Genomic DNA, 24,307 nt, shown 5'->3' with positions numbered 1-24,307 from the left:
CTACAATCGCCTATCGAGTCGCAGCAACACATTTGCATCCCTATACGCTTTTAAGGCACGATTGCTAACACTACTGCCGCCTTAATATAAAGAGAATTGCCATGCGCATTATTTCTGCCGGCCTAGAACATCTAGACCACTTGCTACCGATGTTTATCCGCTACCGTGAACTCTATGGCGCTATGCCGCAACTTGAGGCTTCAAAAGACTTCTTATTAGAACGCCTTAACAATAAAGAAGCCATTATTTTACTGGCCTATGAAAACGATACAGCGTTGGGTTTCTGCTTGGTCTATCCGAGTTTCTCATCGGTATCATTGCGTCCAATTTGGATCATTAATGACTTGTATGTCGCTGAAGAAGCGCGCCGCAAACAGGTTGCCAATCAATTGCTGAAAGTGGTTGCTGAGCAAGCCCGCAGCAATAATGTTGTGCGCTTGCGTGTATCGATTCTTGCCAGTAATGATATCGCCCAGCGCCTCTATGAGTCAGCTGGTTTTTTAGAAGATAAGCATTTCAGAAACTATATCTTACCCATACAAGGCACACAGTTATGGTCTCAGCGTTGACCTTTACCCAGCCACATATTTAGCAACGCAACAACAGCAACCTGTGCAATTAACCGAGGCGTAGCTATACATGGTATACGCTAACGAATGCGCCTATAATCGCTTCACTTTTCTATTTTAATTTGGATATACAAATGAGCTATAGCAAAATCCCCGCGGGTAAAGACGTTCCTAACGACATCTACGTAGCGATTGAAATCCCAGCCAATCATGCGCCGATCAAGTATGAAATTGACACCGAAACCGACACCCTGATGGTTGACCGTTTTATGGCTACGCCGATGTTCTACCCCGCCAACTATGGCTTTATTCCTAACACTCTCGCTGATGATGGTGATGCTCTGGATGTGCTAGTGGTCACCCCTTACCCTGTGGCTCCAGGCGCAGTGATTCGTGCACGCCCAATTGGTGTATTACATATGACCGATGAAGCCGGCGGTGACGCTAAACTGATTGCTGTACCACATGAAAAAATCACTCAGCTGTATAATGATGTGCATGAGTACACTGATCTGCCACCCTTACTGATTGAGCAAATCAAGCATTTCTTTGAGAACTACAAAGATCTAGAAAAAGGCAAGTGGGTAAAAGTTGAAGGCTGGGGTAACGCTGCCGCTGCGCGCGAAGAAATCTCTAAAGCCGTGGCTGCCTATACAAAATAATTTAAGCACCAATTAAAGACCGATGTACTACATCGGTCTTTAATGATAAATGTAGTAAGCATTTTTCTTAAACTTTCAAACATCTGTAATTTGGCAAGTCTCAAACTGTACTCTATTGAGCAAATGGATTTTATCAATGCGTCTATTCTTGCTTGCCCTACTGTGTGGCAGTTTTATACTCGGCTGCAGCAATGAACCCGAACCTCTGCGCATTGGCAGCAACCGCTGGCTCGGTTACGCGCCAGTCTACCTTGCTGATGAGCTCGGCTGGGCTGCTACAGCCAACATCCGCCTGGTTGAATACTCAACATCAAACGGCGTCATTCGCGGCATGCACAACGGCCTACTCGATGCCGCGATGCTGACGCTAGATGAAGCCATCTTGCTGCAAAGCTCTGGCCACGACATTGAAATAGTACTTATCACCAATATTTCTGCTGGGGCTGACGTCCTTTATGCGCGTCCAGACGTAGCGCATATCCGCGAACTTAAAGGTAAACGCATCGCTGCTGAAGGTGGCACCCTAGGTGCTTATTTTTTATCACGTATTTTAAGCAAAGCCCAATTATCAGCTGGTGATATTCAAGTCGTTAATCTACCCTTGTATCTGCACGTAGACGCTCTCAAAGACAACAGCATAGATGCATCTATTAATCATGCTTCTGTGCATACACAGCTCGAAACAATAGGTTTAGTACCATTGTTTACCAGTCGCGACCTGCCTGGCGAAATCATTGATGTACTTGTTGTAAACCGTGAACGCAGCAATCCAAAATTACGCAAACGCTTACGTGCACTTTGGTTTAGCAGCCTTGAGACTTGGTTTGAGCACCGCAGCAAACTCGATCCTCGTATCCATAAGCGCCTAGGCCTAGACGAACAATCACTCATATTTACCCTCAACGGTATTGTTATGGGTGATAAAGCGCTCAACACGCGTTACTTTGAGCAAGATTTTTTAGCTGCCAGCATAGAACAGCTGCAGACCTATATGCTCACTAGCCGCTTACAAAAGCAGCCGATTGACAACAAGCAACTGCTACCCCGCTGCACAGGTGACAGATGTTAAGCCGTTACTCCCTTCGCTGCTCAATGCCTACACTGCTGGGTGTTTTTGCACTCATTTTCGCCATTCTGTTAATACTTATTCAGTTGCCCATCAGCCAAAAAAATGCGCTTAACTCATGGCGTAACTACACCAACCACATGCTGGTCCAATTGCAAAGCAGCCTCGATGATCACCTTCGCCTCAACCGCATAGAAGAGATGGCAACTGAGCTGACTGAGTTTGGCAGCTTACCCAACGTGCAATGGGCTGCAGTGATCAACTCGCAATTGCATACAGTTGCTGCTACACGCCTCGGCTTAGAGGCCAGTATTCGCAGCCAACTTGATGATCAGCAAATGATTAAATTAATGCATAAGCACACCCCATCATGGCACTTGCTCAAAGATCAACGCTACCTGGCAATATACCCGCTAAGTCGCATGCGTTTTAGCAACAGTGAACAGTCTGCAGCCCTATTGGTTGAGCTGGACTTCTCTCCTTTCTTGCAGCAAACAACCAACAATGCTTGGCTGTATTTAAGTCAAGCATTGCTCTTGCTGCTGGCACTAGGCTTTATTTTAAACCGTTTATATTCTCAGCTTGTGGTCAGGCGCATCACCCATATTGGTGATGTAACGCAGCGCTATGCCGCTGGCGATATTCAAGTTCGCACTCATTTACATGGCCAAGATGAAATCAGCCAACTGGGCACAGACATCAATAACATGCTTCAGCAGCTTGAAAGCAATCATAAAACCCTTAGTGAAAGCGAAATGATGCTGCGTAATCTAATCAATGCCGCGCCGGTAGGTCTGCTGGTTATCACTGATCAGCATACAATCATTGAAGCCAACCCCGCCGCACAGCAAATTTTCAACATGAACACGCCACAGCTGTGCGCGAGCAATCCAGAGCAATTATTTAGCAATGCCGAGCAGTGGCAACAACTGGTGGACGGCTCACGCAAAACCGCCTTACTGTTGATTGATCGCAATACAAAACGATTAACAGCAGAAGCAGCTATCAGCACGTTCGCACGTAACGACAAAAACTACACATTACTACTGCTCAACGATATTAGCGAGCGCACACAAGCCGAACAGCGTTTGCACTACATTGCTAACCATGATGTGTTAACAGGCCTACTCAACCGTAACAATATTCTTGACTACGTCGAGCAAACCCTAAAGGCCAATCTAGAGCTTAGTCTTATCCTCATCGACCTTGATCGCTTTCAACAGCTTAACGACGGGGTCGGCCATCAAATTGGCGACCAACTGCTGCAGGCTGTTGCAAACCGTTTGCAGGATATTACTGCGCACAAACATACCTTGGCTCGTTTGGGTGGCGATGAATTTTTGCTGGCATTACAAGGTGCTTCTCTTGAGCAAGCAGAGGTTGTCGCCGAACAACTGCTCAGTGCTTTTAAAGAACCTTTCAAAATTGTGCAATATGAATTATTTGTCACCGCAAGCATTGGTATTGCATACAGCCAAGACGCGGCAGGCAGCACCGTACAATTGCTTAAGCATGTTGACCTTGCGCTGTATCGTGCAAAAAAGATCGGCCGCAATGCTTTTGTTAGCTTTAACGCTGACTTGGCTACAGATGCCGCTTTACGTCAGCAATTGACTGATGAATTGCGCCATGCATTGAGCCATGATGAATTCGAGCTGTTTTATCAACCGCAAATCAATAACGCAAACCGACCTGTTGCTATGGAAGCACTCCTGCGTTGGCGTTCCAGCTCTCGCGGCTTAGTCAGCCCAGATAAATTCATTCCATTGCTCGAGGAAAGTGGAATGATCTTAGATGTGTCGCGCTGGGTATTTCGCACCGCTTGCCGACAAGCAACCGCTTGGAGCAATCAAGGTACACCACTGCGCATTGCAGTAAATTTATCACCCTTAGACTTTTTACAAGCTGATTTGGCTGGCTCATTATTCAGCATCATGCAAGAAGAGCAAACACCTGCACGATTGATTGAATTAGAAATCACGGAAAACACTTTGCTCGACAGCGGCTCGCAAGTACACAACACCCTTGCACAGCTCAAAGCAGCAGGCCTACTGTTGTTTTTAGACGACTTTGGTACCGGCTACTCTTCGCTTACCTATATCAAACGTTTCCAGTTTGACGGTATCAAAATTGATCGTGAGTTCGTTGCTGAGCTGCCCAACTGTCAACAATCGATTGCGCTGATACAAGGCATTTTAACCATAGCCGCACACCTCGATTTCGAAGTGGTTGCCGAAGGTGTAGAAACAGCAGAGCAAGCCACGTTTCTGCGCCAGCACGGCTGCCAGCGCTTACAAGGCTATTATTTCTCTGCTGCACAACCGGCCATAGAACACTTCACCAACGCTCACACACTCAAACTGTATTAAATTATGCTTTAGCCAGCTTCAGCAGGGTGTATCCAGCGCTAATATCATCGTTTTCTCAAACAAAGCCAAGCCTACTTCAACAGGATTTTCACAACATAGCCTGGCAGCTTAGCGTTATCAGCACGCTACGTCGTATTTTTTGCCAACTAAGCAGTCAAACGCTCGCAAACATCGTGTGACATAGATTGATTTTCTTTATCACAGCGAATACAAAACGACACACAAAGTACCGGCAAGCAATAAATAGTCTAGCAACGATAGCCATTAGCGCTTTAACCCTGCGCATGGCACGCACGGTAGCTGAAATAATTTAGCTCAACAAGCAGTGCTGCTATACTTTGTACCGTCCCGTGTTTGGCGCGCTGAATCACCCCACACTTGGACTGTATTCTGAACACCTGCTGCACTACCTTATGAGGATTGATATGGCTCGCCAGAAAAAAGACCCCCGTTTTGAGCAATCTTTAAATGAACTGCAAGTACTCGTTGAGCGCCTTGAAAGCGGCGACTTATCACTTGAAGAGTCACTTGCAACCTTTGAGCAAGGTATTGGCTTAACACGTGATTGCCAAAGCGCACTACAGGATGCAGAGCAGCGCGTGCAAACTCTACTTGAGCAAAACGGCACCTTGATCGAAAAACCACTGGACGGAAGTACACTGCCTTGATCACCGATTACCAGCGTTTCTGCCAAACTCACGTCGATGCTGCGCTTGAGCAGCTTTTACAAGCACCTAGCACTGAGCTTGAGCGCCTATATGCTGCGATGCGCTATAGCGTTATGAATGGCGGCAAACGCGTGCGACCACTATTAGTGTTTGCCAGCTGCCAAGCGCTAGGTGGTGACATCAAGCAAGCCTATGGTGCAGCCTGTGCAGCTGAGCTGATTCATGCTTACTCACTGGTGCATGATGATCTACCAGCAATGGATGATGATGCACTAAGGCGTGGGCAGCCAACAACACATATAGCGTTTGACGAAGCCTATGCAATTTTAGCGGGCGACGCCCTGCAGTCATTAGCATTTGAGGCGCTTTGTGATAGCACGCTCTCACCCATCAGCAGTCAACATCGGTTAGATATGCTGACAATACTGGCAAAAGCATCAGGCGCTACAGGCATGGTCGGTGGACAAGCGATTGATTTAAGCTCTGTTGGCAAAACCATCAGCCAGTCAACCCTAGAGTGGATGCATCGACATAAAACAGGTGCTTTAATTCAAGCCAGCGTACAATTAGGTGCAATTGCTAGCGGCCAAGCCACGCCACAGGTTCTGCAGAAACTGACCGACTACGCACAAGCAATTGGCCTAGCCTTTCAAGTGCAAGACGACATTCTCGATGTCACCAGCGATACGCAAACCTTAGGCAAACAGCAAGGCAGCGATCTTGAGCATGCTAAACCAACCTATCCTGCCCTCTTAGGTCTAGAGCAAGCTAAGCAATATGCCGAAGCACTTAGAAAACAAGCACATCAGGCGCTAGCCGATTTTGATCAGCGCGCTGACCAGCTACGCCACTTAGCCGACTATATTGTCTCGCGCAGCCATTAAGTTTCTGAGCTTATAGCAAGGGTATCTGCGCGAGCACTGTAGCACCAGCATACAGGGGTTTATTTTCAAACCTTAAAAACCAAAAAAGCGCTTAGCAATCTCTGCTAAGCGCTTAATATCTACTTAAAAAGCAAATATGTTGGTGGGTCGTGTGGGATTCGAACCTACGACCAATTGGTTAAAAGCCAACTGCTCTACCACTGAGCTAACGACCCAAAAAATGGTCGGGGTAGGGGGATTCGAACTCCCGACATCCTGCTCCCAAAGCAGGCGCGCTACCGGACTGCGCTATACCCCGATGGCTCCACGACCTGGACTCGAACCAGGGACCCAATGATTAACAGTCATTTGCTCTACCAACTGAGCTATCGCGGAACATTACAGGTTTCGTTGAACTCTTTCTAAGTTCGCCTTATCTGTGGTGCGACATTCTACCGATATATCAAACCTTGTCAACACCCATCTGCAAATAAAGCCTATGTTTTCACTGTCGGCAACTTTAAAAACATAAAAGCTGCGATTTATGCAGCGCTGCATCTCTTGCACAGCGCTAACCTTTAACAAAGATTACTGTTATTATCAACTTATTAAAGGATAGTTATAAAGGGTACTGCCATGCATTTGCCTAGCACCTACAGCACTTTATGCTCTAGTCATAACGAAACCCGCGCTGGAGGTGCGCTCACAGATCGGAAAATTTTGCCTCAATTCAGCAGCTTGACGCAAAACATTCGTAAACTGCTACTGGATCATCTTGCCAAGCATGTTCGCGCAACCTTTACCCAGGCCGATAGCGCTTTATTTAACTGCGCAGAAAAAGCTGAAAACAATCAAGTGCAAACCATGTTTTTCGAAAGCATACGTGAGGTACGCGATCAGCACTTACAGATTGAGCGTGCTTTCTTACAAAACATTGGTCGCCAGTTTGATAGCTTTATCGCAGGTCAGGGCAAACCTGAACACAAAGCCACTGATATTAGCGACATTGATGCTCTGGAGTTGTCTTTGGTAAAAACAGATGACTTTGAAGAGTCTCTGCTTGTCACTAGTATGTCCAAAAAAGTCAGTGAACGCTGCATTGAAGCACTGCATGGTATCGAACAACGCTTAGCGCTTATTAATAGCGGTCAAAAGCCGGGCGACAATAACCCTCTGTCACCTGACTTTATAGCCAATAGCTTTTACGCAGCAATAGCACCCAGCTCCTTCAATCTGCAAATTAAAACAATTCTGTACATGCTATTTGAGCAGTTTGTCATGCGTGAACTCGATGAGTTTTATGCGGCAACTAACGCCCTTCTTATTGAAGCCGGTGTACTACCAAACTTAAAGTACTCAACAACAGCAATAAAAGGCACACAACGCAGCTCTGCTGGTTCGTCAGCGCAAGTCGATAACGAGCAGGCAGCGCAAGTAGACTCAAGCACAGCAGCAAACTCGCTTAACCATTCACAACAATCTGCTAATCTCCAGCACACTGAACAAAGTCAAGCTACAGTGCGTCCCGCAGGATCGCCTTATAGCGCAATAGATGAAACAACCCGCTTGCAAGCACAAACAATTAGCTCGCTACTTAGCAATTATCGCCAACAAGCCCCAAGCCAATCCTTGCCCGATGGTGTGCGCAGTATTACTGCATTTACCCCGCACTCTGCTGATTTAGAATACAGCACATCGCAACTTTTACAGTCCCTTGCACAACTGCAACAAGAAACCGCTAAGCAAGCGCTAAGTAGCTTTACTACACAAACCGTAGACAGCATAAAAAGCGCGCTGGTTGCACAACTACAAGCAACCCACGATGATACTGAACAACATAAAATAGCCGAGCTTCAAGCCAATACTATTGACTTAGTGGGCATGCTGTTCAACTTTATTATTGAAGATGCCAGCCTCTCCGAGACCAGTAAGAAAATTCTATCGAATTTACATTCACTATATTTACAAGTTGCCCTGCAGGACCCAACACTCTTCACCCAGCACCAACACCCCGCTCGAAAGCTTCTTAATGGCATGGCACAAGCAGGTATTCTTTATCAGAGCGCGACTGAAGAAAACGCACTGCAGCAGAAAATGCAGGCCACAGTTTCACAAGCCTTGCACTCTTATAAAAACGACAGCGCCATATTTGAATACCTCATACAAGACTTTAATACTTTTGTTACAGCCTTAAAACAACGTGTTGAGCTACGTGAAAGACGCGCAGTTGAAGCAGCCAAAGGCCGCGACAAACTATTAGCAGCACGCAACCAAGCGTGCGCGCTAGTTAACAACACGATCAAGACATTTCCGCCGCCCACCATTATCCGCACATTTTTAGAGCGCACTTGGGTTGATGTTTTAGTCTTTGCATTCTTACGCCATGGCCCTGCCAGCGCACAATGGCAACGTTACGCCGAAGTTGCCCAGCAACTGGCTTGGAGCGGCACATTCCTAGAAAAGCCCGAAGACCAACATCGCCTTAGAGAGTTGCGTAAACCCTTGCTTGCGGACTTACAAAAAGGGCTTGAATTACTTGGCAGTCACCACCCTGATATGATTCGCAAGCTTTTACACGACCTAGTTGCTTGCCAACATGCTGTGCAAGCTCAACAAGCTGAGCTTGCAGAAAAAATCAGCTCTGACTTACCCAGCAGCCCACTTGGTACAATGCTTGGCGAGGAGCAAGCATTAGAGCCTGCCTCCCCCTTAGAAACCCTCTCGAGTAAAGCTCAAGAAATTGCATACACCCTAGAACATATTAGCTTTGGCACTTGGTTTGAGTTCTACTCCCCCCAGCAACCCTTAAGCTATCTTGGTTTAGCCCCACCACACGCAACTATATGTTTGTTGATGCATCAGGGCAGCGTGTTGCGATCAAACCACTGACCGTCCTTGCCGGTGAAATTGAACAAGGCAAGGCTCGTATCATGACGAGAAACCGCACGGCCCCTTTAATAGATCGCGCGTTAACCGCTATCCAAAAGATTTTTCAGCGCTTCAACCATAATTCCGCTTAAGGTATGGAGTATTAATATGAACGAGCGCCGCCACAACCCACGCCATACAACAGAGCAAGCTCTTGAAGCCTACGATGTGCATAGCGCTCGTTTCTTAGGGCGTTTTGTTGATATCTCTGAAGATGGGTTCCTACTATTTTGCCCGCAAAATATTGATGTCGACAGCATTTGGCAAATTCGTGTACTAGAAGCCAATGACCAGCACTTTCACTCAATATTATCTTTTGGTGCAGAATGCCTATGGATACGCCAAGCTGATGACGACAATCATTGCTGGGCAGGCTTTCAAATCATTGATATTTCAGCGCAAGACACTAAAAAGTTGAAAGCCCTTTTCTGTAGCCCAGAATAACTCGTATGCATACGGCAGCAGTCTAGCAGGCCAACAACCGAGACTGCTCAACTGACTGAGTTACACCTGTTCGTGTTTAAAACAGTTAGACTTATACCTATCTTTATTTTTTGAAAGTGATTATGCGTCGTACTAAAGAAAAGGCAGATAACACTCGTGCAGCAATACTAACCGCGGCAGAGCTTTTATTTTTTAAAAAAGGTGTTTCCCACACTTCATTGGAACAAATTGCCCGACACGCTGGCGTGACCCGTGGCGCGGTGTATTGGCATTTTGCAAACAAAGCACACTTATTCAATGAGATGCTTAACCAAGTACGCTTGCCCGCTGAACAAATAGCTGAGCACATCAGCCAATGCGACCCTAACAATCCAATTATTGGCTTAAGACACTTATGCACTGAAGCTCTTTTAACGATGGGCAGCGATGAAAGAAAGCGACGTATTTTTACCATTTTACTGCGCCGCTGTGAGTTTACCGATGACTTGCGTGAAGCAGAGGAACGCCACGAAGCGTTTATCAATGACTTTATTGCTTTGTGCGAGCAGCTCTTTAGCGAGCCTGCCACACTGAAACGCTTACACCCCGAGATAACGCCGCGTTTGGCCGCTCTATCCTTACACGCCATGCTATTGGGTCTGCTCAGTGATTGGCTTAGAGACCCCACATTGTTTGATGTGGAGTTAGCTGGGACCATGCTTGATGCATTGTTTAGAGGCATTATTACCGACTGGGAATCAAATAGCAGTTGTGCAGCACTGCACGCAAACTAGTCAGCAATCAACCAATCTAAACGCCACCCCCCTGCACTTTGCTGCAGGGTTTCAGCCAGCCAAGGCAGCAATTGCCTAAGCTCATCCTCTAGGCCCCATGGTGGGTTGCAAATCACCATACCTGAGCCATTAAGACGCGTTGCATCATCTGGCTTGTGAACGTACAGCTCAACACGTAACAGGCTAGGCGCACTGCTCTTTTGCAGCTGCTGATAGAAGCGCCGTAACTGCGCAACATCTTTAACGGGATACCATAAGCATACAATGGCTTGACGCATACGCGCCAAGCTTTCCTCTAACGCCCGCACACAACTTTGCAGGTCATCGCCTTCTTCAAACGGCGGATCAATCAGCATCAACAGACGCTTCTCTGCGGTTGGTAATAAAGCGCGCGGTACATGCCAGCCTTCGCCAAGATGCACAGTTACACGTAGATCAATACGCATATTTTCTTTCAGTAACTGGCCATCTGTTGGATGCTTTTCGTTTAAATACAAATGATCTTGGCTACGTGTCAAACAACGCACCAGCTCTGGCGAGCCAGGATAATAGCGCAATTCATCATCGTCATTGAGCTCACTGACTGCATGCAAGTAATCGACTAGCAAGGGCTGATCACTGCCCCATAAACGAGCAATACCCTCGCGCCATTCATCGGTCTTCAGCGCTTCTTCACCTTGTAAGTCATACAAGCCAATTCCTGCGTGCGTATCTATATAAGCGATAGGAGCAGACTTCTTTTGCATTAAAGCGATACAGCGTGTCAGCAGCCAATGCTTCAGTACATCTGCATGGTTGCCTGCATGGTAGGCATGACGATAGTTCATATATGACCTCAGCGTAGCTCTTGTTGAATACTTAACATCGTACGCGGCCAAGGCTTATCATTACGTACTTTTTCCGGCAGGCTATTGATAGCGGCTTGGGCAGCTGCTCGGTCAGCAAAGGAGCCATAGGTCACCACAAACAGGGCCTGACCTTGGTGCTCTTTCCTAAAGTAATGAAACTGCGCTGTATTTTGCTTTATAAACGCTTGCGCTGTCGCTTCAGTGCGCGTACCGAGTACTTGCAACGTATAACGTGCAGCCGCTTGCTGCTTGTACCATTGCTGATGCCCTGACGTACCGATCAATCCAGTAGCTACCGGCTTTTTTACTGCAGTAGCCACAGGTTTTTTCACTGCAACTGGTTTTGCTACCGGCGGCGCTACCGCTGCTGGGGCCGCAGGTTTTTTCTCCGCCAGAGCGACAGGCTGTACAACTGTTTCTTTAATAACCTCTACTGGCGGGCTGCTGATAGGTACAGGCACACTATCAACGGGGCGTGCAGCAGGTATCATGGCTACATCAGGCACCGGCTCATCTGCCACTAAATGACTGTTTTCATCTTCTGTATTGACCGCCTGTGCTAAAGGCGCTCGCACCACAGGCTCTGAATTGAGCACTAAAGGAAGCTCAACTTTAGTCGTACCAACCTCACTAATCGTGTCGCCCTCAGGCAGTTGACTGGCTTGCTCACTAACAACTGATGCAGCAAGCTCCGTACTGCTGTCAGCAGGCTCAGAGCTTTGCATCAGCCACACTACAGCTAACGCAATAGCCAGCACGGCTAATAGCGCAAGATGCTTATACGGCAGATTATTTACGACTTTTTGTTTTGATCCGTTACTATTGATTTGTTCAAGCAAGATCGCTTTGGCAACATGATTAACTTGTCCAGGCCAGCCTTCAGACTGAGTATAGATATCGCTCAATTGTTGTTCGGTAAATACATCAAGCGCTTGCCCTGCAGCGACCAAGCGCTGCTCAAGATACTCAACAACCTCGTCTTCATCCCAAGGTTCAAGCGCGATAACATGATGCAAATCTGCATTATCTGCAACTTTCTCTAATAGTGGACAAATTGAAGAGTCTGAAAAGACAAAAACACGGGCACTTACATCATTCACACCCTGTGCAATGCGCTGCAGAAACAATAATGCAGATTGCTCTAAACGCTCTGCATTATCAACAATCACATGCACCTCTTGCCCAGTCATTATTAACTGTTCAATGTGCCTTAAAACGCCAGCAATATCACTGTCATGCAAACCCAGCGCAGCGTTAACCTGCTGCAACATGGATGCAGCATCGGCATTTACTGATGCAGCAACAACAATACTTTTAATCGGCTCTTTTGAGCTGGCTACCAGCGCCTGGCGTAAAACTGTTTTACCACTGCCCTCGGGCCCTGTTACCACCAACATCAATTTGCTGTAACGCGCCAAATGATGCAACTCAACCAGAACAGGTCGGCGCTTAGCGGCAAAAAACTTAAAACTTGGACCACGCCCTAGAAACGGGTCATGTTCAAATTGATACCAATCTAAATAACCATCATCAGCATGCAAGTCAGCCATAACGCCCTCATTCAATTAAATACTGCCTACAATTGCCGAATAATCAGCAGTCAATACGTCATGCAGCATATCAACAGGATACTCTGTTGTGATCAGTGCATCGCCCAAATCACGCAACAAGACCAGACGTATATGCCCACCAATATTTTTCTTATCAACCGCCATATGGGCTAAAAATGTTTGAGCTGTCATTGTTGCTGGTGGTACCACTGGCAGACCTGCTTGCAGTAAGAGTTTTATCCCTCGGTTACGCTGTTGCAGCGTTATCCACTCAAGCCTGTGAGACATCTCTAAAGCCATAACAGTTCCAGCAGACACTGCTTCGCCATGCAACCAAGCCCCATAACCTTGCTCAGTTTCAATCGCATGGCCAAAAGTATGGCCTAGGTTAAGCGTCGCGCGAACACCAGCTTCACGCTCATCAGCAGATACAACCTTGGCCTTAGCAGCACAGGAGCGCTCAATTGTTTCAATCAATGCCAGGCTATCTAAACGACGTAATTGATCAATATGCTGTTCGAGCCAAGTCAAAAATGGCTCATCACAAATCAATCCGTATTTAATCACTTCAGCGAGGCCAGCTGATAACTCACGCGCAGGTAAGGTTGCCAAGGTTGCCGTATCAATAATGACCGCTTGCGGCTGATAAAACGCACCCACCATGTTCTTGCCTAACGGGTGATTAATACCTGTTTTACCGCCAACAGAAGAGTCCACTTGCGCCAGCAAGGTGGTTGGTACTTGAATAAAATTGACCCCGCGCTGATAACAGGCAGCAGCAAAGCCAGCCATATCACCAATCACGCCGCCACCTAAGGCAATCAGCGTGGTTTTTCGGTCATGTTTGTCAGCTAGCAAGCTGTCAAAAATCAACTGCAAGGTTTCCCAGTTTTTATAAGACTCACCATCTGGCAAAATAACTTCGCTGATCTCATAGCCTTGTAAAGCCTGGCGCAGCTGCTGTACATACAAAGGCGCTACCGTTGTATTACTAACTATCGCAACTTTACGCCCCACAATATGTGGTGTGAACAGCTGGGCCTGTCGCAACAAATCTGTACCAATATAAATTGGATAGCTGCGTTCAGCCAATTCAACAGTAAGCGTACGCATGCATGCCTCTCGTTATAATGTTTAGATAAACGTGAAAAATATTACTTGCAAATATTTAGGCAGATATTAAAGCCAATAGGCAAGTATAGCGCAGATCCTATGATGAGATTAGCGGCTATTATTCTTGTTGAGAAACTGCAGAATTTCTTGCACGACCATACGCGGAGGACGGGTATCAGTCTCAATAATTAAAGTTGCCACTTCTCGATATAATGGATCGCGCAGTGCCAACAGGTCAGCAAGAACCTGCGCGGGGTTTTCGGTTTGCAGCAAGGGTCGGTTACGATCTCTTGCCGTGCGTGCCAGCTGATGCTCAACTGAAGCATGCAAGTAAATAACAACATCTGCCTTACGCATAGCCTGACGATTTTCTGAGCGCAAAACAGCGCCACCGCCGGTTGCCAGCACAAGGCCTTGCTGTGCGCTTAACTCGGCCAGCACCGCCTGCTCTCGATCACGGAAACCCACTTCACCTTCGACATCAAAGATCAGCGGAATACTTGCACCTGTGCGCTCTTCAATCTCTTTATCAGAGTCTTTGAAGGGCAAGCCCAGCTCTTTAGCAAGCAAACGCCCGATGGTGCTTTTACCAGCACCCATCGGGCCAACAAGTATGTAATTAGCAGTTTGCATTAATTATTCAGTGAAATAGCCTGATTGTTCATAATACGCGGGGTAATAAATACCAGCAGTTCAGACTTTTGGTCTTGGATGTAATCTCGGCGGAAAATGCGGCCAATAAAGGGTAAGTCACCCAAGAATGGCACTTTATCCACTGATTTTGTTTGCGTATTAGAGAACACACCACCAATCACGATCGTTTCACCATCAGTCACCAATACTTTGGCATTCACCTCATTCTTTTTAATCGGTGGCACACCGTTTAGTGCATTGGCAAAGTCAGGCTCGTCCTTAGTGACCTTAACATCCATAATGATGCGGTTATCAGGCGTGATTTGCGGTGTCACTTCCAGCGATAACGCCGCTTCTTTAAATGAGGTACTGGTTGAACCGCTAGAACTTGCTTCTTGGTATGGAATTTCAGCACCTTTCAGGATTTTCGCTGTTTCTTTATCAGAGGTCACAACCTTGGGCTGTGATACCACTTCACCGTTACCAGTTTTTTCCATTGCAGAAAGCTGCAGATCAAGAATGGCGTGATTGGTAATAAAACCAATACCCAAGCCAGCTGTAGCATTCTGTACGCCCATATCAACAAAAGGCACAGGGCTATTATTAATCGTTGGCAGTGTACAGTTACCTGCAAATGGTCCGCAGTTGGTCTCATCATTGTCTTTAATACCAATGTTTCCATCTTTACCAAAGGCATTCCATTTGCCCGTATTGCTCATCAAAGCACCGCCCCAACGGACACCTAAACTTTTGCTGTAATCAACGTTCGCCTCAACAATACGCGCTTCAATCATTACCTGCCGCACTGGAATATCGAGCTGTGCTACAACACGGCGTAACTCATCAAGCTTATCTTGAGTCTGGTAAGCAATAATGCTGTTGGTGCGATCATCCACTGTGACTGAGCCGCGCACATCACTTTGATCACTGGTCACTGATTGGAATAAAGCCGCAATTTGTGATGCTTTTGCATAGTTCACTTGAATCAGCTCACGACGCAAAGGTGCCAGTTCAGCAATTTGCTTCTGCGCCTCCATTTCTTGACGCTCACGTGCAGCAATTTCATCTGCAGGCGCTACGAGTAACACGTTACCAATTTTACGCTTATCAAGACCTTTAGTTTTCAACACTAAATCAAGCGCTTGATCCCAAGGTACATTTTGTAAGCGTAATGTGATGTTACCCTGCACAGTATCACTGGCAACTAAGTTTAGATCAGTGAAGTCAGCAATCAACTGCAACACTGAACGCACATCAATATCTTGGAAGTTTAGTGATAGCTTTTCACCGGTATAAGCAAAGCGTTCTGCATTGCGTTTTTCTATTTCATCTTGCGTGACAGGTTTAACACTAATTGTTAGCTTATCATCAGTTTGATAAGCCAAATAATCGTAAACACCACTTGGCTCAATGACGATTGCAACTTTGCCATTAGACTCACTGGCACTGACAAACTGCACAGGCGTTGCAAAATCTTTAACATCTAAGCGTACGCGCAACGCTTCTGGCAATACTGACTGAGCAAATGTCAGGCGAATCTTGCCACCTTGATCTTGAATATCAGGTGTGTTGTTAGGATCACTGAGCTCAATAACAACATTACCTTCACCTTGCTCACCACGCTGAAAATCAATATTACTGATACCGCGCTGCTGAGCAGCGTAAGGCTTAACAACCGGCGTGTTGACAACAGGTGCTGACGCACTCACATTATCGCCCACCACAATATACAAGTGCTTACCTTCTGCACGCGTGCTATAGGGCGACAGACGACTCATATTAATAATTAATCGTGTGCGATCTTGCGCCTCAACAACACTGACACTGCGTGCATTACCTGCGCCAAGCTCTAGATTTTTAGTACCCAATTTATTTTTAACACCGGGCAAATCCAAAGCAATTCGAGCGGGCTGCTCAATGGTGTAGCCGCGCGGTGCAGTGATCGGTTCATCAAAGGCTAATTTAAGTTCCACCTTGTCGCCAGGCAATGCTGCTACATCTAATGTTTGCAGGTTGGCGGCTAGCAATGCTGGTGAAAATGCCGCTGCCAGCAAAGTCATACCGATACGAGATAGTTTTGTTTTCATTTTCCAATTCCGTTGTGCTTGCACATAATCAGTTTTCATAGCCAGCCTCACTCAAGAGCGTTCCTGCAAAGCCAGAGTGCGCGGCCGTTCCAACCAGCCACCATCGCCATCAGAAACAATTTCTATCACTTCTATACCAGCCGTTGTGATAGCCGTCACGCGACCGTGATTGCCGCCAAGGTAGTCACCAATGCGCACACGATGCACACCATTGCCACCGCGAAGCAAAGCATAAGTGCCTGCTTCATTTGAAAGTGTTCCCACCATCACAAAGCTTTCAATATTAAAGCCTTCAAGAAACTGTTTAACCCGTGTTTCATCAGGCTCGATATCCTTACTGCCTTTCTCGCGGCTGCTTAACTCAATCTTCACAGGCGGCTGAAATGGACTGCGCAAGGTTGCTGCCACATAAGTAAATGGCTCATATACCACTTCTTTAGGCATCGGCTCAATCGATCCTTTCGGCCGCGAGCGAACCTCATCCATAAATACTTGTAAATCAGCAAAGCCATCTGAAGATCCGCAGCCCGTTAAACTCAAAGCTAATACTGCGGTCAACACGTAATGAGAGCGTTTCATTGCTTCGCTCCTTTATCGTTGTAACGGTACGTTTTTACTAAAACATTCATTGCCAACCTAGAACTACTGCCTTCAACCACTGGCTTGATAGTGAAATCATGCAGCGTCACAATTCGCGGCATACTAGCTACAGCACTAACAAATGTTGCTACATCGTGGTAACTACCAAACACTTTAACTTGTATCGGCAGTTCAATATAAAATTGCTGCGTGATCTCTGGCAGCAATTTTATTTCCTCAAACTCAAGACCAGAATTCAAACCTGCACTGGTGATGTCCTCAAGCAAACCGGGCACTTCAGTATCACTGGGCAGCTGCCGCAATAAGGCTTCAAACGAAGCTTCCATCAGCTTCATCTGCTCCTTGTATTCTTCAAGATTAGCAGCTTGGCGAACCTTGACAGTGAACTGCTCTTTTAGGGTAACCTCTTCTGCCTGCTGGCGCTCAAGCGCATCTTGCAAATCGGTTAAATGCATAAAATAGCCTAACGCTAAAACAGCGCTAAGCAGAATCAAGCACACTAACACCCGAACTGCAGCAGGCCATGAGCCAATATTATTAAAATCGAGCTCGGCAAAATCGACTTTGCCTAAGCTTTTAAAGGAGTCCACTAAACTCATTGCTGTCCTCCTTGCTCACTCAGCTCACTTGGTGCTGTCTGCTGTACAGTCAGCTTAAAGGTATTAGCTTGATCAAGTTTATCAGCACTGACAGCCTTAACTTCAGTCAAGTTGGGTGCGCTAAGCCAATCTGAGTCCGCTTGATTGCGCATCAAACTTGACACTAAATTATTAGACTCAGCAGCCCCTTCAATAGAAATAGACTGCCCTTCCATTTTCACATCAGTAAAGTACACACCGTCCGGTAGCGTGCGTATCAACTGATCAAATACACGGGCTGTTATAGGGCGGTTGCCTTGCAAGTCCTGGATAATTTTCATACGTTCAACCAGCTGCTGACGTCGTGTCTTCAGCTCACTGATTTCTTTAATACGAGAATCCAGAGCCGAGATTTCTTTGCGCAGAAACTCATTGCGTGCATTTTGCTGCTCAATTGCAGTATTTAGGTATTGATCGGCTAAAAAAACAACACCCCCAGCTATAATTAACACACCCACTAAAATCACTAGAAATTGCTGTTTGCGTTCTTCGCGCAACTGCTCACGCCAAGGAAGTAAGTTGATGCGTGCCATCAGTCAAAACTCCTCATCGCTAAGCCACAAGCAATCATCAAAGAAGGCGCATCACTTGCTAATGCACCTGCATTGACCTTGCTGCTTAGCGTCATATTGGCAAAAGGGTTAGCCACAAGAGTTGGCGTACCTATTTTTTGTTGAACAAGCTGATCCAGCCCGACAATCGAAGCTGTGCCACCTGCTAAGATGATGTAATCGACATCGCTGTACTGTCCCGCAGCAAAAAAGAACTGCAAGGAGCGTGACACTTGCTGAACAACCGCCTCTTTAAAGGGGGTCAATACTTCGCTCTCATAATCATCTGGCAAGCCACCTTGCTTTTTAGCCAGACCCGCCTCTTCTACAGACAAACCATAGCGACGCTGAATTTCTTCTGTGAGCTGTTTGCCACCAAAAATTTGTTCACGCGTATAAATTGTTTGACCGTTATGCAGGACACTGAGCGTCATCATGGTTGCACCAATATCAACAACCGCAACCGTTAGATCATCCTCACTATCACTCAGCTGCTCAGCCAGTAAGCCATAAGCACGCTCTAGAGCATACGCCTCAATTTCGACAACTTTCGCACTCAACCCTGCCAATGCTAATGCCGCTTCCCGTACTTCTACGTTTTCTTTACGACAAGCTGCAAGCAATACATTAACCCGCTCATTACTGCGCGGCGCAGGCCCTTGCACCTCAAAGTCGATTGCAACCTCTTCAAGAGGGTATGGAATGTATTGATCCGCTTCAATCTTGAGCTGATTTTCTAATTCATCATCAGAAAGCCCAGCGTCCATTTCAATCGTTTTAGTAATCACTGCAGAGCCAGCAACTGCAACTGCCGCTTGTTTAATATTAGTGCGCGCTTTACTGAGCAGTTTAGAAATCACCTGTCCAACTAAATCAAGTTCCGCAATATTTTTCTCTACGATTGCATTGAGTGGGAGCGGCTCAACAGCGTACGCCTCTACTTTATAGCGGCCACTTGAGCGACTCAGTTCTATGAGCTTAACTGAAGTCGAGCTTATGTCGATCCCCAGCAGCGTATTCGCTTTCTTTTTGAAGAGCCCTAGCACGACAGAATCCCTATCAACATCCGTCACTTACGTACGGTTTAGGTTTGTTCCACATTAGATAAACGATGAACGAAGAAGCGCAAATAGCTTCTCTTGAATAAAAACGTTTATAATGTGCCCAGTTTTATTGTATGTCGCAGTATTTTTTTATAACCCCTAATCTCTTTGGAAATCAAATAGCCTTGATGCATTTGCTGAAATTTCTCTTTGCTGCCATCACTACAGTTGTTTGCGGACTGGCACTCAGCCTAAGCGGTGCTTTTTTGTACCTCAGTCCCAATTTACCGTCTATCGAATCTTTACGTAGTATAGAACTACAGATTCCTTTGCGGGTCTATAGCAATGATGCAAAGTTAATCGCTGAATTTGGAGAAATGAGACGTTCGCCTATTTTATTCAACGATATCCCAAAAAATTTCATCCATGCATTGCTTGCCGCTGAAGACGATAACTTTGCCAATCATTATGGCGTAGATCCGGGTAGTTTATTGCGCGCTGCTGCTCAAATTTTAAAAACAGGCCAAATCCAAACTGGCGGCAGCACGATAACCATGCAAGTTGCTAAAAACTATTTTCTCTCCAGTGAGCGTAGCTTCTCTCGCAAGGCCAATGAAATATTATTAGCTTTACAAATTGAGCGAGAACTGACTAAAGATGAAATCCTAGAGCTTTATATTAATAAAATATACCTTGGCAATCGTGCTTACGGAATTGAAGCTGCCTCTCAAGTGTATTACGGCAAATCCATTAGCGACATCAGCTTAGCTGAAATGGCTATGATCGCAGGCTTACCTAAAGCCCCCTCTCGCTTCAACCCTATCGCCAACCCAGAGCGCAGCATGGAGCGGCGCAATTGGATTCTGGGGCGTATGGTTAAATTAGGACGTATTTCTGAACAAGCCTACCAAGAAGCAATTGCAGAACCGCTAACTGCTCGCCTGCACTTTACTGCACCAGATCTCAACGCGCCTTATATCGCAGAAATGGCCCGTGCAGAAATGGTCGGTCGCTTCGGCGGCCAAGCCTATACTGACGGTTATAGTGTCACCACCACAGTACCCTCTGACTTACAAACCGAAGCAAGCCGCGCTGTACGCAACGGGTTGATCGTCTATGATCAGCGCCACGGCTATCGTAAACCTGAAAAATCCGCATTGGCTAAAGAGCAATGGTCCGCCGCTCTCACTAGTGCTCGAACCATAGCGCAGTTTCTACCTGCCATTGTGACTCAAGTCGACACGCAAGGTATTAGCGTCATGCTATCTGACGGTACTCAGGAGCCTGTTTCGTGGCAAAGTATGCGCTGGGCTCGGCCTTTTATTAATAACCGCAGTATGGGCCCCAGCCCAAGAAAGCCAGCGGATGTCGTGCAGGTCGGTGACTTAATTCGTGTCAATCGCCAAGAAGACGGCTCGCTAAGCTTTTCTCAAATTCCTAAAGCGCAAGCTGCACTGGTCTCTCTAGATCCTAACGATGGTGCAATTCGCTCATTGGTAGGCGGCCTATCGTTTGAGCAAAGTAATTACAACCGCGCCATACAAGCTAAACGCCAACCGGGCTCAAGTTTTAAACCTTTTATTTACAGCGCTGCTCTTGATGCCGGCTATACGGCAGCCACTATAGTTAACGATGCGCCTCTAGAAGTGTTTGAGCCTGGCATGCAGGAAGTATGGCGCCCTAAAAACTCTGATAATTCGTTCTCAGGACCTATCAGAGTGCGCGAAGGCTTATACCGCTCACGCAACATTGTATCAATTCGCATCCTACAAGATATCGGTATGCAATATGCGCATGATTACATCAGCAAATTTGGCTTTGACCCAAAAGACCTGCCGCGCAATTTATCTTTAGTGCTCGGCACCGCCACCTTAACACCGCTTGAAGTCACCACCGGCTGGACAACCTTTGCCAATGGTGGCTATAAAATTGAACCCTATTTAATTGAGCGCATTGAAAACCGTGATGGACAAACAATTTTCTTGGCCAATCCAGCGCGTACACCTGCGGCTCTCAACACTGCCGATACCAACAGCGCGGAGCAACTACTGGCTGGCAATGAGCCCGAACCCCAGCTTGAAGCTGAGCGCATTATTGATGAGCGTACCGCTTATGTGATGACCAGCATGCTCCAGGACGTGATCAAGCGCGGCACTGGGCGCCGTGCTTTAAGCTTAAATCGCAGCGATTTAGCCGGTAAAACAGGCACCACTAATGAGTCTAAAGACAGCTGGTTTGCTGGCTACAACGCCGATGTTGTCACCACCGTATGGGCGGGTTTCGATCAACCTGAAAGCCTTGGCAGAAATGAATATGGCGGCACTATCGCTCTACCTATCTGGATTGACTACATGGCGTATGCTCTTAAAGACAAGCCAAATCATTTACAAAAAGAACCTGCCGGCATGATCAGTCTGCGCATTGACCCTGTCAGTGGGCGTATTGCTCGGCCTGGTACGCCTGACGCCTATCTGGAGATATTCAAAAGCGAGGATACCCCTCCGACAATGGATGAGTTTGAAAACAGCTGGCAAGCACCCAGCAGTCCATACCCAGAGCCCACTCAAGCCGCACCCATTGACCTTTTCTAAAACTCTTGCGCTTTAAATAATAAATACTCATTAACAAAAAACCCGCAATATGCGGGTTTTTTGTTAATGCTTAAGACTTAACCGTCAAATACTTCACTGACTGATTTCAGCGGATAATGCTTAGGATAAGGCAAGGTTGCTACGCCTGTTTCAATCGCTGCTTTAGCTACAGCATCCGATACCAAGGTAATTAGACGCGGATCCATTGGCTTAGGAATAATGTATTCACGACCAAATTCAAGACAATCAATACCATAAGCATCACAGACTTCGCTCGAGACTGGCAGCTTGGCGACATTACGTAACGCATGCACTGCAGCGATTTTCATCTCTTCATTTATACGTGTTGCGCGCACATCAAGTGCACCACGGAAAATAAACGGAAAGCCTAATACGTTATTCACTTGATTAGGATAGTCTGAACGTCCTGTCGCCATAATCACATCAGGACGTGTCGCATGCGCCAGCTTTGGATCAATCTCAGGATCAGGGTTAGAGCAGGCAAACACAATTGGGTTGGGAGCCATACGTGCGAGGTTTTCTGCGCTAAGCAAATTCGCGCCTGACAAACCAACAAACACGTCTGCACCTTCCATTGCATCAGCCACTGTGCGGCAGTCAGTCTCATGGGCAAAGACAGCTTTGTACTGATTAAGATCTTCACGTCCTGAATGAATCACACCCTTCAGGTCAATCATAAAGATGTTTTCTATTTTCGCACCCATGCTGATTAACAGCTTCATGCACGCCGTTGCTGCAGCACCTGCACCAAGACTAACAATGCGCGCTTCTTCCAGTGTTTTACCGGCAATTTCTAGTGCATTCAGCATCGCTGCAGCCGTTACAATAGCTGTACCGTGCTGGTCATCATGGAACACGGGAATGTCACACTGCTCAATCAAAGCGCGCTCAATTTCAAAACACTCTGGCGCTTTAATATCTTCTAAGTTGATACCACCAAAGGTGATAGAAATACGCTTAACCGTATCAATAAATGCTTGCGGGCTTTCTGCATCCACTTCGATATCAAAAACGTCAATCCCAGCAAAGCGTTTAAATAACACGCCTTTACCTTCCATAACCGGCTTAGATGCCAAAGGCCCGAGGTTACCCAAACCTAAAATTGCGGTACCGTCTGAAATGACTGCCACTAAATTTCCCTTGCCAGTGTATTTATAGGCAAGTTCCGGATCACGCGCAATTTCACGGACCGGCTCAGCAACACCGGGACTGTAGGCAAGTGCCAAGTCACGCGCAGTTGCAGTGGGTTTAGTGAGCTCTACACTTAATTTCCCAGGACGCGGGGAAGCATGGTATTCGAGAGCGGCTGTTTTTATATCAGACATAATGGAGATTTTCCGCTTGACTATAGAATGAATTTGACGAGGTGCGAGCATACTCAAGATCTACAAAGCTCACAAGTGTATCAAAATAAAACTGACCTATAGCAACATCCTGACTGGCGCATATCAGCACTCAGCACAGATTACCCAAACAGAACATGATCAACTATCGTGTTTACACTTACTGCCATTCGAGCATGCTTGGATGACTTGCCGTTAAGCGCCACTTTGCATATTTATTTCGTTGCCCCCTGCGTTCAGTCACCCAGCCTCGGGTTTTGAGCGTACGGCCCTGCCACTCAGCAAAGCGCTGACCTTTAAAGTATTGCAGGGAACTCAACGGAATGTTGACAGTTACTGAGTGTTCCAACTCAAGCCACACGCCACCACGATTGCGCTGCACACGCGCAACGCGTCCGCGCAACAAAGTAAAGCCGCCGGAATTAATATCTTTCGCATGAGTGAATGTTGCATTTTTCCACAGACCTACACGCTGATGACGCGCCTGCAGCTCAGCCTGCGTCAAACATCCTGCTAGAGCTGTATTTGGCGCCACCACTGTATGATAGGCCAAGCCCTCAGCAACTAACTGTGCTTCAAGGCTGACACCTGCACGATCATACGCATGCGCTAGTACACGCCCGTAGCGATCTTGACTTGGATCTCCAACGCGCAGATTGACTTTGTTATTATTGGCCTTAACCAGCCCAGTTAAACGGCGCGTGGCCTGAACGGCATAGGCTTCTGTACGGCGACCACGACCACCCATCTCAGGCGCATTAATACCAATCAAGCGAACACGACGACCATCACGCAAACGCAAGGTGTCACCGTCCACAATTTTGTCAACAGTTTGGGCTGGAGGAATAACATCTATCGAGCATAATTCAACTGCAGCAGAGCCATTAGCAACCAGAAACAAAAAAACGCCCACAAGGGGCGCTTTTTTTAGCATTGCCAAAACCCAA

The 24,307-nt window shown here is 46.7% G+C and carries 22 protein-coding genes and 3 tRNA genes; 11 read left to right on the top strand and 14 right to left on the bottom strand.

Annotated elements, in window-relative coordinates:
- The first annotated feature begins 101 nt into the window (after positions 1-101).
- The 6 genes from FXF61_RS00955 (at position 102) to ispA (ending at position 6,218) form a co-directional block, all read left to right on the top strand.
- Positions 102-569 carry a GNAT family N-acetyltransferase gene (locus FXF61_RS00955; protein ID WP_151183506.1) on the top strand — a complete coding sequence of 156 codons (468 nt, stop codon included), beginning with the start codon at positions 102-104 and terminating at the stop codon, positions 567-569.
- Between the two features lie 134 nt (positions 570-703).
- On the top strand, positions 704-1,231 hold the full coding sequence (ppa, locus tag FXF61_RS00950) for an inorganic diphosphatase (RefSeq protein WP_151183505.1): 528 nt from the start codon (positions 704-706) through the stop codon (positions 1,229-1,231).
- 136 nt (positions 1,232-1,367) lie between these two features.
- Positions 1,368-2,300 (top strand): ABC transporter substrate-binding protein, encoded by a 933-nt coding sequence (locus FXF61_RS00945; protein WP_151183504.1) that lies wholly within the window; start codon positions 1,368-1,370, stop codon positions 2,298-2,300.
- 23 nt (positions 2,301-2,323) lie between these two features.
- Entirely contained in the window at positions 2,324-4,666 is a 2,343-nt protein-coding gene (locus FXF61_RS00940; RefSeq protein WP_178087235.1) for a bifunctional diguanylate cyclase/phosphodiesterase, read from the top strand.
- Between the two features lie 425 nt (positions 4,667-5,091).
- Positions 5,092-5,334, top strand: a complete 243-nt coding sequence (locus FXF61_RS00935; RefSeq protein ID WP_151183502.1) for an exodeoxyribonuclease VII small subunit — start codon at positions 5,092-5,094, stop codon at positions 5,332-5,334.
- Positions 5,331-6,218 carry a (2E,6E)-farnesyl diphosphate synthase gene (gene ispA, locus FXF61_RS00930; protein WP_151183501.1) on the top strand — a complete coding sequence of 296 codons (888 nt, stop codon included), beginning with the start codon at positions 5,331-5,333 and terminating at the stop codon, positions 6,216-6,218. Before FXF61_RS00935 ends, ispA begins: the two co-directional genes overlap by 4 nt.
- Before the next feature lie 140 nt (positions 6,219-6,358).
- Here the strand turns inward: ispA and FXF61_RS00925 are convergent.
- The 3 genes from FXF61_RS00925 to FXF61_RS00915 all read right to left on the bottom strand — a co-directional run bounded on the left by FXF61_RS00925 (position 6,359) and on the right by FXF61_RS00915 (position 6,593).
- Positions 6,359-6,433 (bottom strand) — tRNA-Lys (locus tag FXF61_RS00925).
- A 6-nt stretch (positions 6,434-6,439) separates the two neighbouring features.
- Positions 6,440-6,516 (bottom strand) — tRNA-Pro (locus FXF61_RS00920).
- A gap of 1 nt (position 6,517) precedes the next feature.
- Positions 6,518-6,593: transfer RNA gene (locus tag FXF61_RS00915), tRNA-Asn, on the bottom strand.
- Between the two features lie 240 nt (positions 6,594-6,833).
- On the opposite strand from FXF61_RS00915, the gene FXF61_RS00910 reads away from it, so the two are divergent.
- From FXF61_RS00910 to FXF61_RS00900, 4 genes are all read left to right on the top strand, one after another.
- Positions 6,834-9,086 (top strand): DUF1631 family protein, encoded by a 2,253-nt coding sequence (locus FXF61_RS00910; protein WP_256663471.1) that lies wholly within the window; start codon positions 6,834-6,836, stop codon positions 9,084-9,086.
- Positions 9,041-9,217 carry a DUF1631 domain-containing protein gene (locus FXF61_RS15035; RefSeq protein ID WP_256663470.1) on the top strand — a complete coding sequence of 59 codons (177 nt, stop codon included), beginning with the start codon at positions 9,041-9,043 and terminating at the stop codon, positions 9,215-9,217. The genes FXF61_RS00910 and FXF61_RS15035 overlap by 46 nt, the downstream gene beginning before the upstream one ends.
- A gap of 16 nt (positions 9,218-9,233) precedes the next feature.
- A complete protein-coding gene (locus tag FXF61_RS00905; protein ID WP_151183500.1) occupies positions 9,234-9,569 on the top strand; it encodes a PilZ domain-containing protein in 336 nt (111 codons plus the stop codon).
- A 122-nt stretch (positions 9,570-9,691) separates the two neighbouring features.
- On the top strand, positions 9,692-10,342 hold the full coding sequence (locus FXF61_RS00900) for a TetR family transcriptional regulator (protein ID WP_151183499.1): 651 nt from the start codon (positions 9,692-9,694) through the stop codon (positions 10,340-10,342).
- Here FXF61_RS00900 and FXF61_RS00895 read toward each other — a convergent pair.
- The 9 genes from FXF61_RS00895 to FXF61_RS00855 all read right to left on the bottom strand — a co-directional run bounded on the left by FXF61_RS00895 (position 10,339) and on the right by FXF61_RS00855 (position 19,408).
- On the bottom strand, positions 10,339-11,169 hold the full coding sequence (locus tag FXF61_RS00895; RefSeq protein ID WP_151183498.1) for a 23S rRNA (adenine(2030)-N(6))-methyltransferase RlmJ: 831 nt from the start codon (positions 11,167-11,169) through the stop codon (positions 10,339-10,341). The genes FXF61_RS00900 and FXF61_RS00895 overlap by 4 nt on opposite strands.
- 8 nt (positions 11,170-11,177) lie before the next feature.
- The gene (locus tag FXF61_RS00890; protein ID WP_151183497.1) at positions 11,178-12,740 is read right to left on the bottom strand and encodes an SPOR domain-containing protein; all 1,563 of its coding nucleotides are present in this window, start codon (positions 12,738-12,740) and stop codon (positions 11,178-11,180) included.
- Positions 12,741-12,755: 15 nt separating this feature from the next.
- Complete coding sequence (gene aroB / locus FXF61_RS00885) at positions 12,756-13,853, bottom strand: 3-dehydroquinate synthase (RefSeq protein WP_151183496.1); 1,098 nt, start codon at positions 13,851-13,853, stop codon at positions 12,756-12,758.
- A 108-nt stretch (positions 13,854-13,961) separates the two neighbouring features.
- Positions 13,962-14,486 carry a shikimate kinase AroK gene (gene aroK, locus FXF61_RS00880; RefSeq protein ID WP_151183495.1) on the bottom strand — a complete coding sequence of 175 codons (525 nt, stop codon included), beginning with the start codon at positions 14,484-14,486 and terminating at the stop codon, positions 13,962-13,964.
- The gene (gene pilQ / locus FXF61_RS00875) at positions 14,486-16,573 is read right to left on the bottom strand and encodes a type IV pilus secretin PilQ family protein (protein WP_151183494.1); all 2,088 of its coding nucleotides are present in this window, start codon (positions 16,571-16,573) and stop codon (positions 14,486-14,488) included. The genes aroK and pilQ overlap by 1 nt, the downstream gene beginning before the upstream one ends.
- A gap of 51 nt (positions 16,574-16,624) precedes the next feature.
- On the bottom strand, positions 16,625-17,152 hold the full coding sequence (locus FXF61_RS00870; protein ID WP_151183493.1) for a pilus assembly protein PilP: 528 nt from the start codon (positions 17,150-17,152) through the stop codon (positions 16,625-16,627).
- Complete coding sequence (gene pilO, locus FXF61_RS00865; RefSeq protein ID WP_151183492.1) at positions 17,149-17,772, bottom strand: type 4a pilus biogenesis protein PilO; 624 nt, start codon at positions 17,770-17,772, stop codon at positions 17,149-17,151. Before pilO ends, FXF61_RS00870 begins: the two co-directional genes overlap by 4 nt.
- Positions 17,769-18,344: a PilN domain-containing protein gene (locus FXF61_RS00860; protein ID WP_151183491.1), complete on the bottom strand. Its 576-nt coding sequence runs from the start codon at positions 18,342-18,344 to the stop codon at positions 17,769-17,771. Before FXF61_RS00860 ends, pilO begins: the two co-directional genes overlap by 4 nt.
- Positions 18,344-19,408 carry a pilus assembly protein PilM gene (locus FXF61_RS00855; RefSeq protein ID WP_151183490.1) on the bottom strand — a complete coding sequence of 355 codons (1,065 nt, stop codon included), beginning with the start codon at positions 19,406-19,408 and terminating at the stop codon, positions 18,344-18,346. Before FXF61_RS00855 ends, FXF61_RS00860 begins: the two co-directional genes overlap by 1 nt.
- Positions 19,409-19,593: 185 nt before the next feature.
- On the opposite strand from FXF61_RS00855, the gene FXF61_RS00850 reads away from it, so the two are divergent.
- Complete coding sequence (locus FXF61_RS00850; protein ID WP_371921520.1) at positions 19,594-21,996, top strand: penicillin-binding protein 1A; 2,403 nt, start codon at positions 19,594-19,596, stop codon at positions 21,994-21,996.
- A 77-nt stretch (positions 21,997-22,073) separates the two neighbouring features.
- On the opposite strand, the gene FXF61_RS00845 is transcribed toward FXF61_RS00850, so the two are convergent.
- On the bottom strand, positions 22,074-23,342 hold the full coding sequence (locus FXF61_RS00845; RefSeq protein WP_151183488.1) for a malic enzyme-like NAD(P)-binding protein: 1,269 nt from the start codon (positions 23,340-23,342) through the stop codon (positions 22,074-22,076).
- A 178-nt stretch (positions 23,343-23,520) separates the two neighbouring features.
- Complete coding sequence (locus FXF61_RS00840) at positions 23,521-24,273, bottom strand: thermonuclease family protein (RefSeq protein WP_178087234.1); 753 nt, start codon at positions 24,271-24,273, stop codon at positions 23,521-23,523.
- Between the last annotated feature and the right edge of the window lie 34 nt (positions 24,274-24,307).

The sequence above is a fragment of the Pseudomonas sp. C27(2019) genome, assembly GCF_008807395.1.
In the GTDB taxonomy this organism is placed as follows: domain Bacteria; phylum Pseudomonadota; class Gammaproteobacteria; order Pseudomonadales; family Pseudomonadaceae; genus Denitrificimonas.
The sequence above is the reverse complement of the archived record's forward strand: the minus strand, read 5'-3'. Positions and strand labels throughout refer to the sequence as shown.

What these genes read in the sequence shown, in the direction of transcription:
- pilO (WP_151183492.1), bottom strand. Translation starts at nt 17,772, where the DNA reads ATGAGTTTAGTGGACTCCTTTAAAAGCTTAGGCAAAGTCGATTTTGCC.
- ppa (WP_151183505.1), top strand. Translation starts at nt 704, where the DNA reads ATGAGCTATAGCAAAATCCCCGCGGGTAAAGACGTTCCTAACGACATC.
- FXF61_RS00900 (WP_151183499.1), top strand. Translation starts at nt 9,692, where the DNA reads ATGCGTCGTACTAAAGAAAAGGCAGATAACACTCGTGCAGCAATACTA.
- FXF61_RS00895 (WP_151183498.1), bottom strand. Translation starts at nt 11,169, where the DNA reads ATGAACTATCGTCATGCCTACCATGCAGGCAACCATGCAGATGTACTG.
- FXF61_RS00955 (WP_151183506.1), top strand. Translation starts at nt 102, where the DNA reads ATGCGCATTATTTCTGCCGGCCTAGAACATCTAGACCACTTGCTACCG.
- FXF61_RS00860 (WP_151183491.1), bottom strand. Translation starts at nt 18,344, where the DNA reads ATGGCACGCATCAACTTACTTCCTTGGCGTGAGCAGTTGCGCGAAGAA.
- FXF61_RS00845 (WP_151183488.1), bottom strand. Translation starts at nt 23,342, where the DNA reads ATGTCTGATATAAAAACAGCCGCTCTCGAATACCATGCTTCCCCGCGT.
- FXF61_RS15035 (WP_256663470.1), top strand. Translation starts at nt 9,041, where the DNA reads ATGTTTGTTGATGCATCAGGGCAGCGTGTTGCGATCAAACCACTGACC.
- aroK (WP_151183495.1), bottom strand. Translation starts at nt 14,486, where the DNA reads ATGCAAACTGCTAATTACATACTTGTTGGCCCGATGGGTGCTGGTAAA.
- FXF61_RS00905 (WP_151183500.1), top strand. Translation starts at nt 9,234, where the DNA reads ATGAACGAGCGCCGCCACAACCCACGCCATACAACAGAGCAAGCTCTT.
- pilQ (WP_151183494.1), bottom strand. Translation starts at nt 16,573, where the DNA reads ATGAAAACAAAACTATCTCGTATCGGTATGACTTTGCTGGCAGCGGCA.
- FXF61_RS00935 (WP_151183502.1), top strand. Translation starts at nt 5,092, where the DNA reads ATGGCTCGCCAGAAAAAAGACCCCCGTTTTGAGCAATCTTTAAATGAA.
- aroB (WP_151183496.1), bottom strand. Translation starts at nt 13,853, where the DNA reads ATGCGTACGCTTACTGTTGAATTGGCTGAACGCAGCTATCCAATTTAT.
- FXF61_RS00870 (WP_151183493.1), bottom strand. Translation starts at nt 17,152, where the DNA reads ATGAAACGCTCTCATTACGTGTTGACCGCAGTATTAGCTTTGAGTTTA.
- FXF61_RS00850 (WP_371921520.1), top strand. Translation starts at nt 19,594, where the DNA reads ATGCATTTGCTGAAATTTCTCTTTGCTGCCATCACTACAGTTGTTTGC.
- FXF61_RS00945 (WP_151183504.1), top strand. Translation starts at nt 1,368, where the DNA reads ATGCGTCTATTCTTGCTTGCCCTACTGTGTGGCAGTTTTATACTCGGC.
- FXF61_RS00910 (WP_256663471.1), top strand. Translation starts at nt 6,834, where the DNA reads ATGCATTTGCCTAGCACCTACAGCACTTTATGCTCTAGTCATAACGAA.
- FXF61_RS00890 (WP_151183497.1), bottom strand. Translation starts at nt 12,740, where the DNA reads ATGGCTGACTTGCATGCTGATGATGGTTATTTAGATTGGTATCAATTT.
- FXF61_RS00940 (WP_178087235.1), top strand. Translation starts at nt 2,324, where the DNA reads ATGCCTACACTGCTGGGTGTTTTTGCACTCATTTTCGCCATTCTGTTA.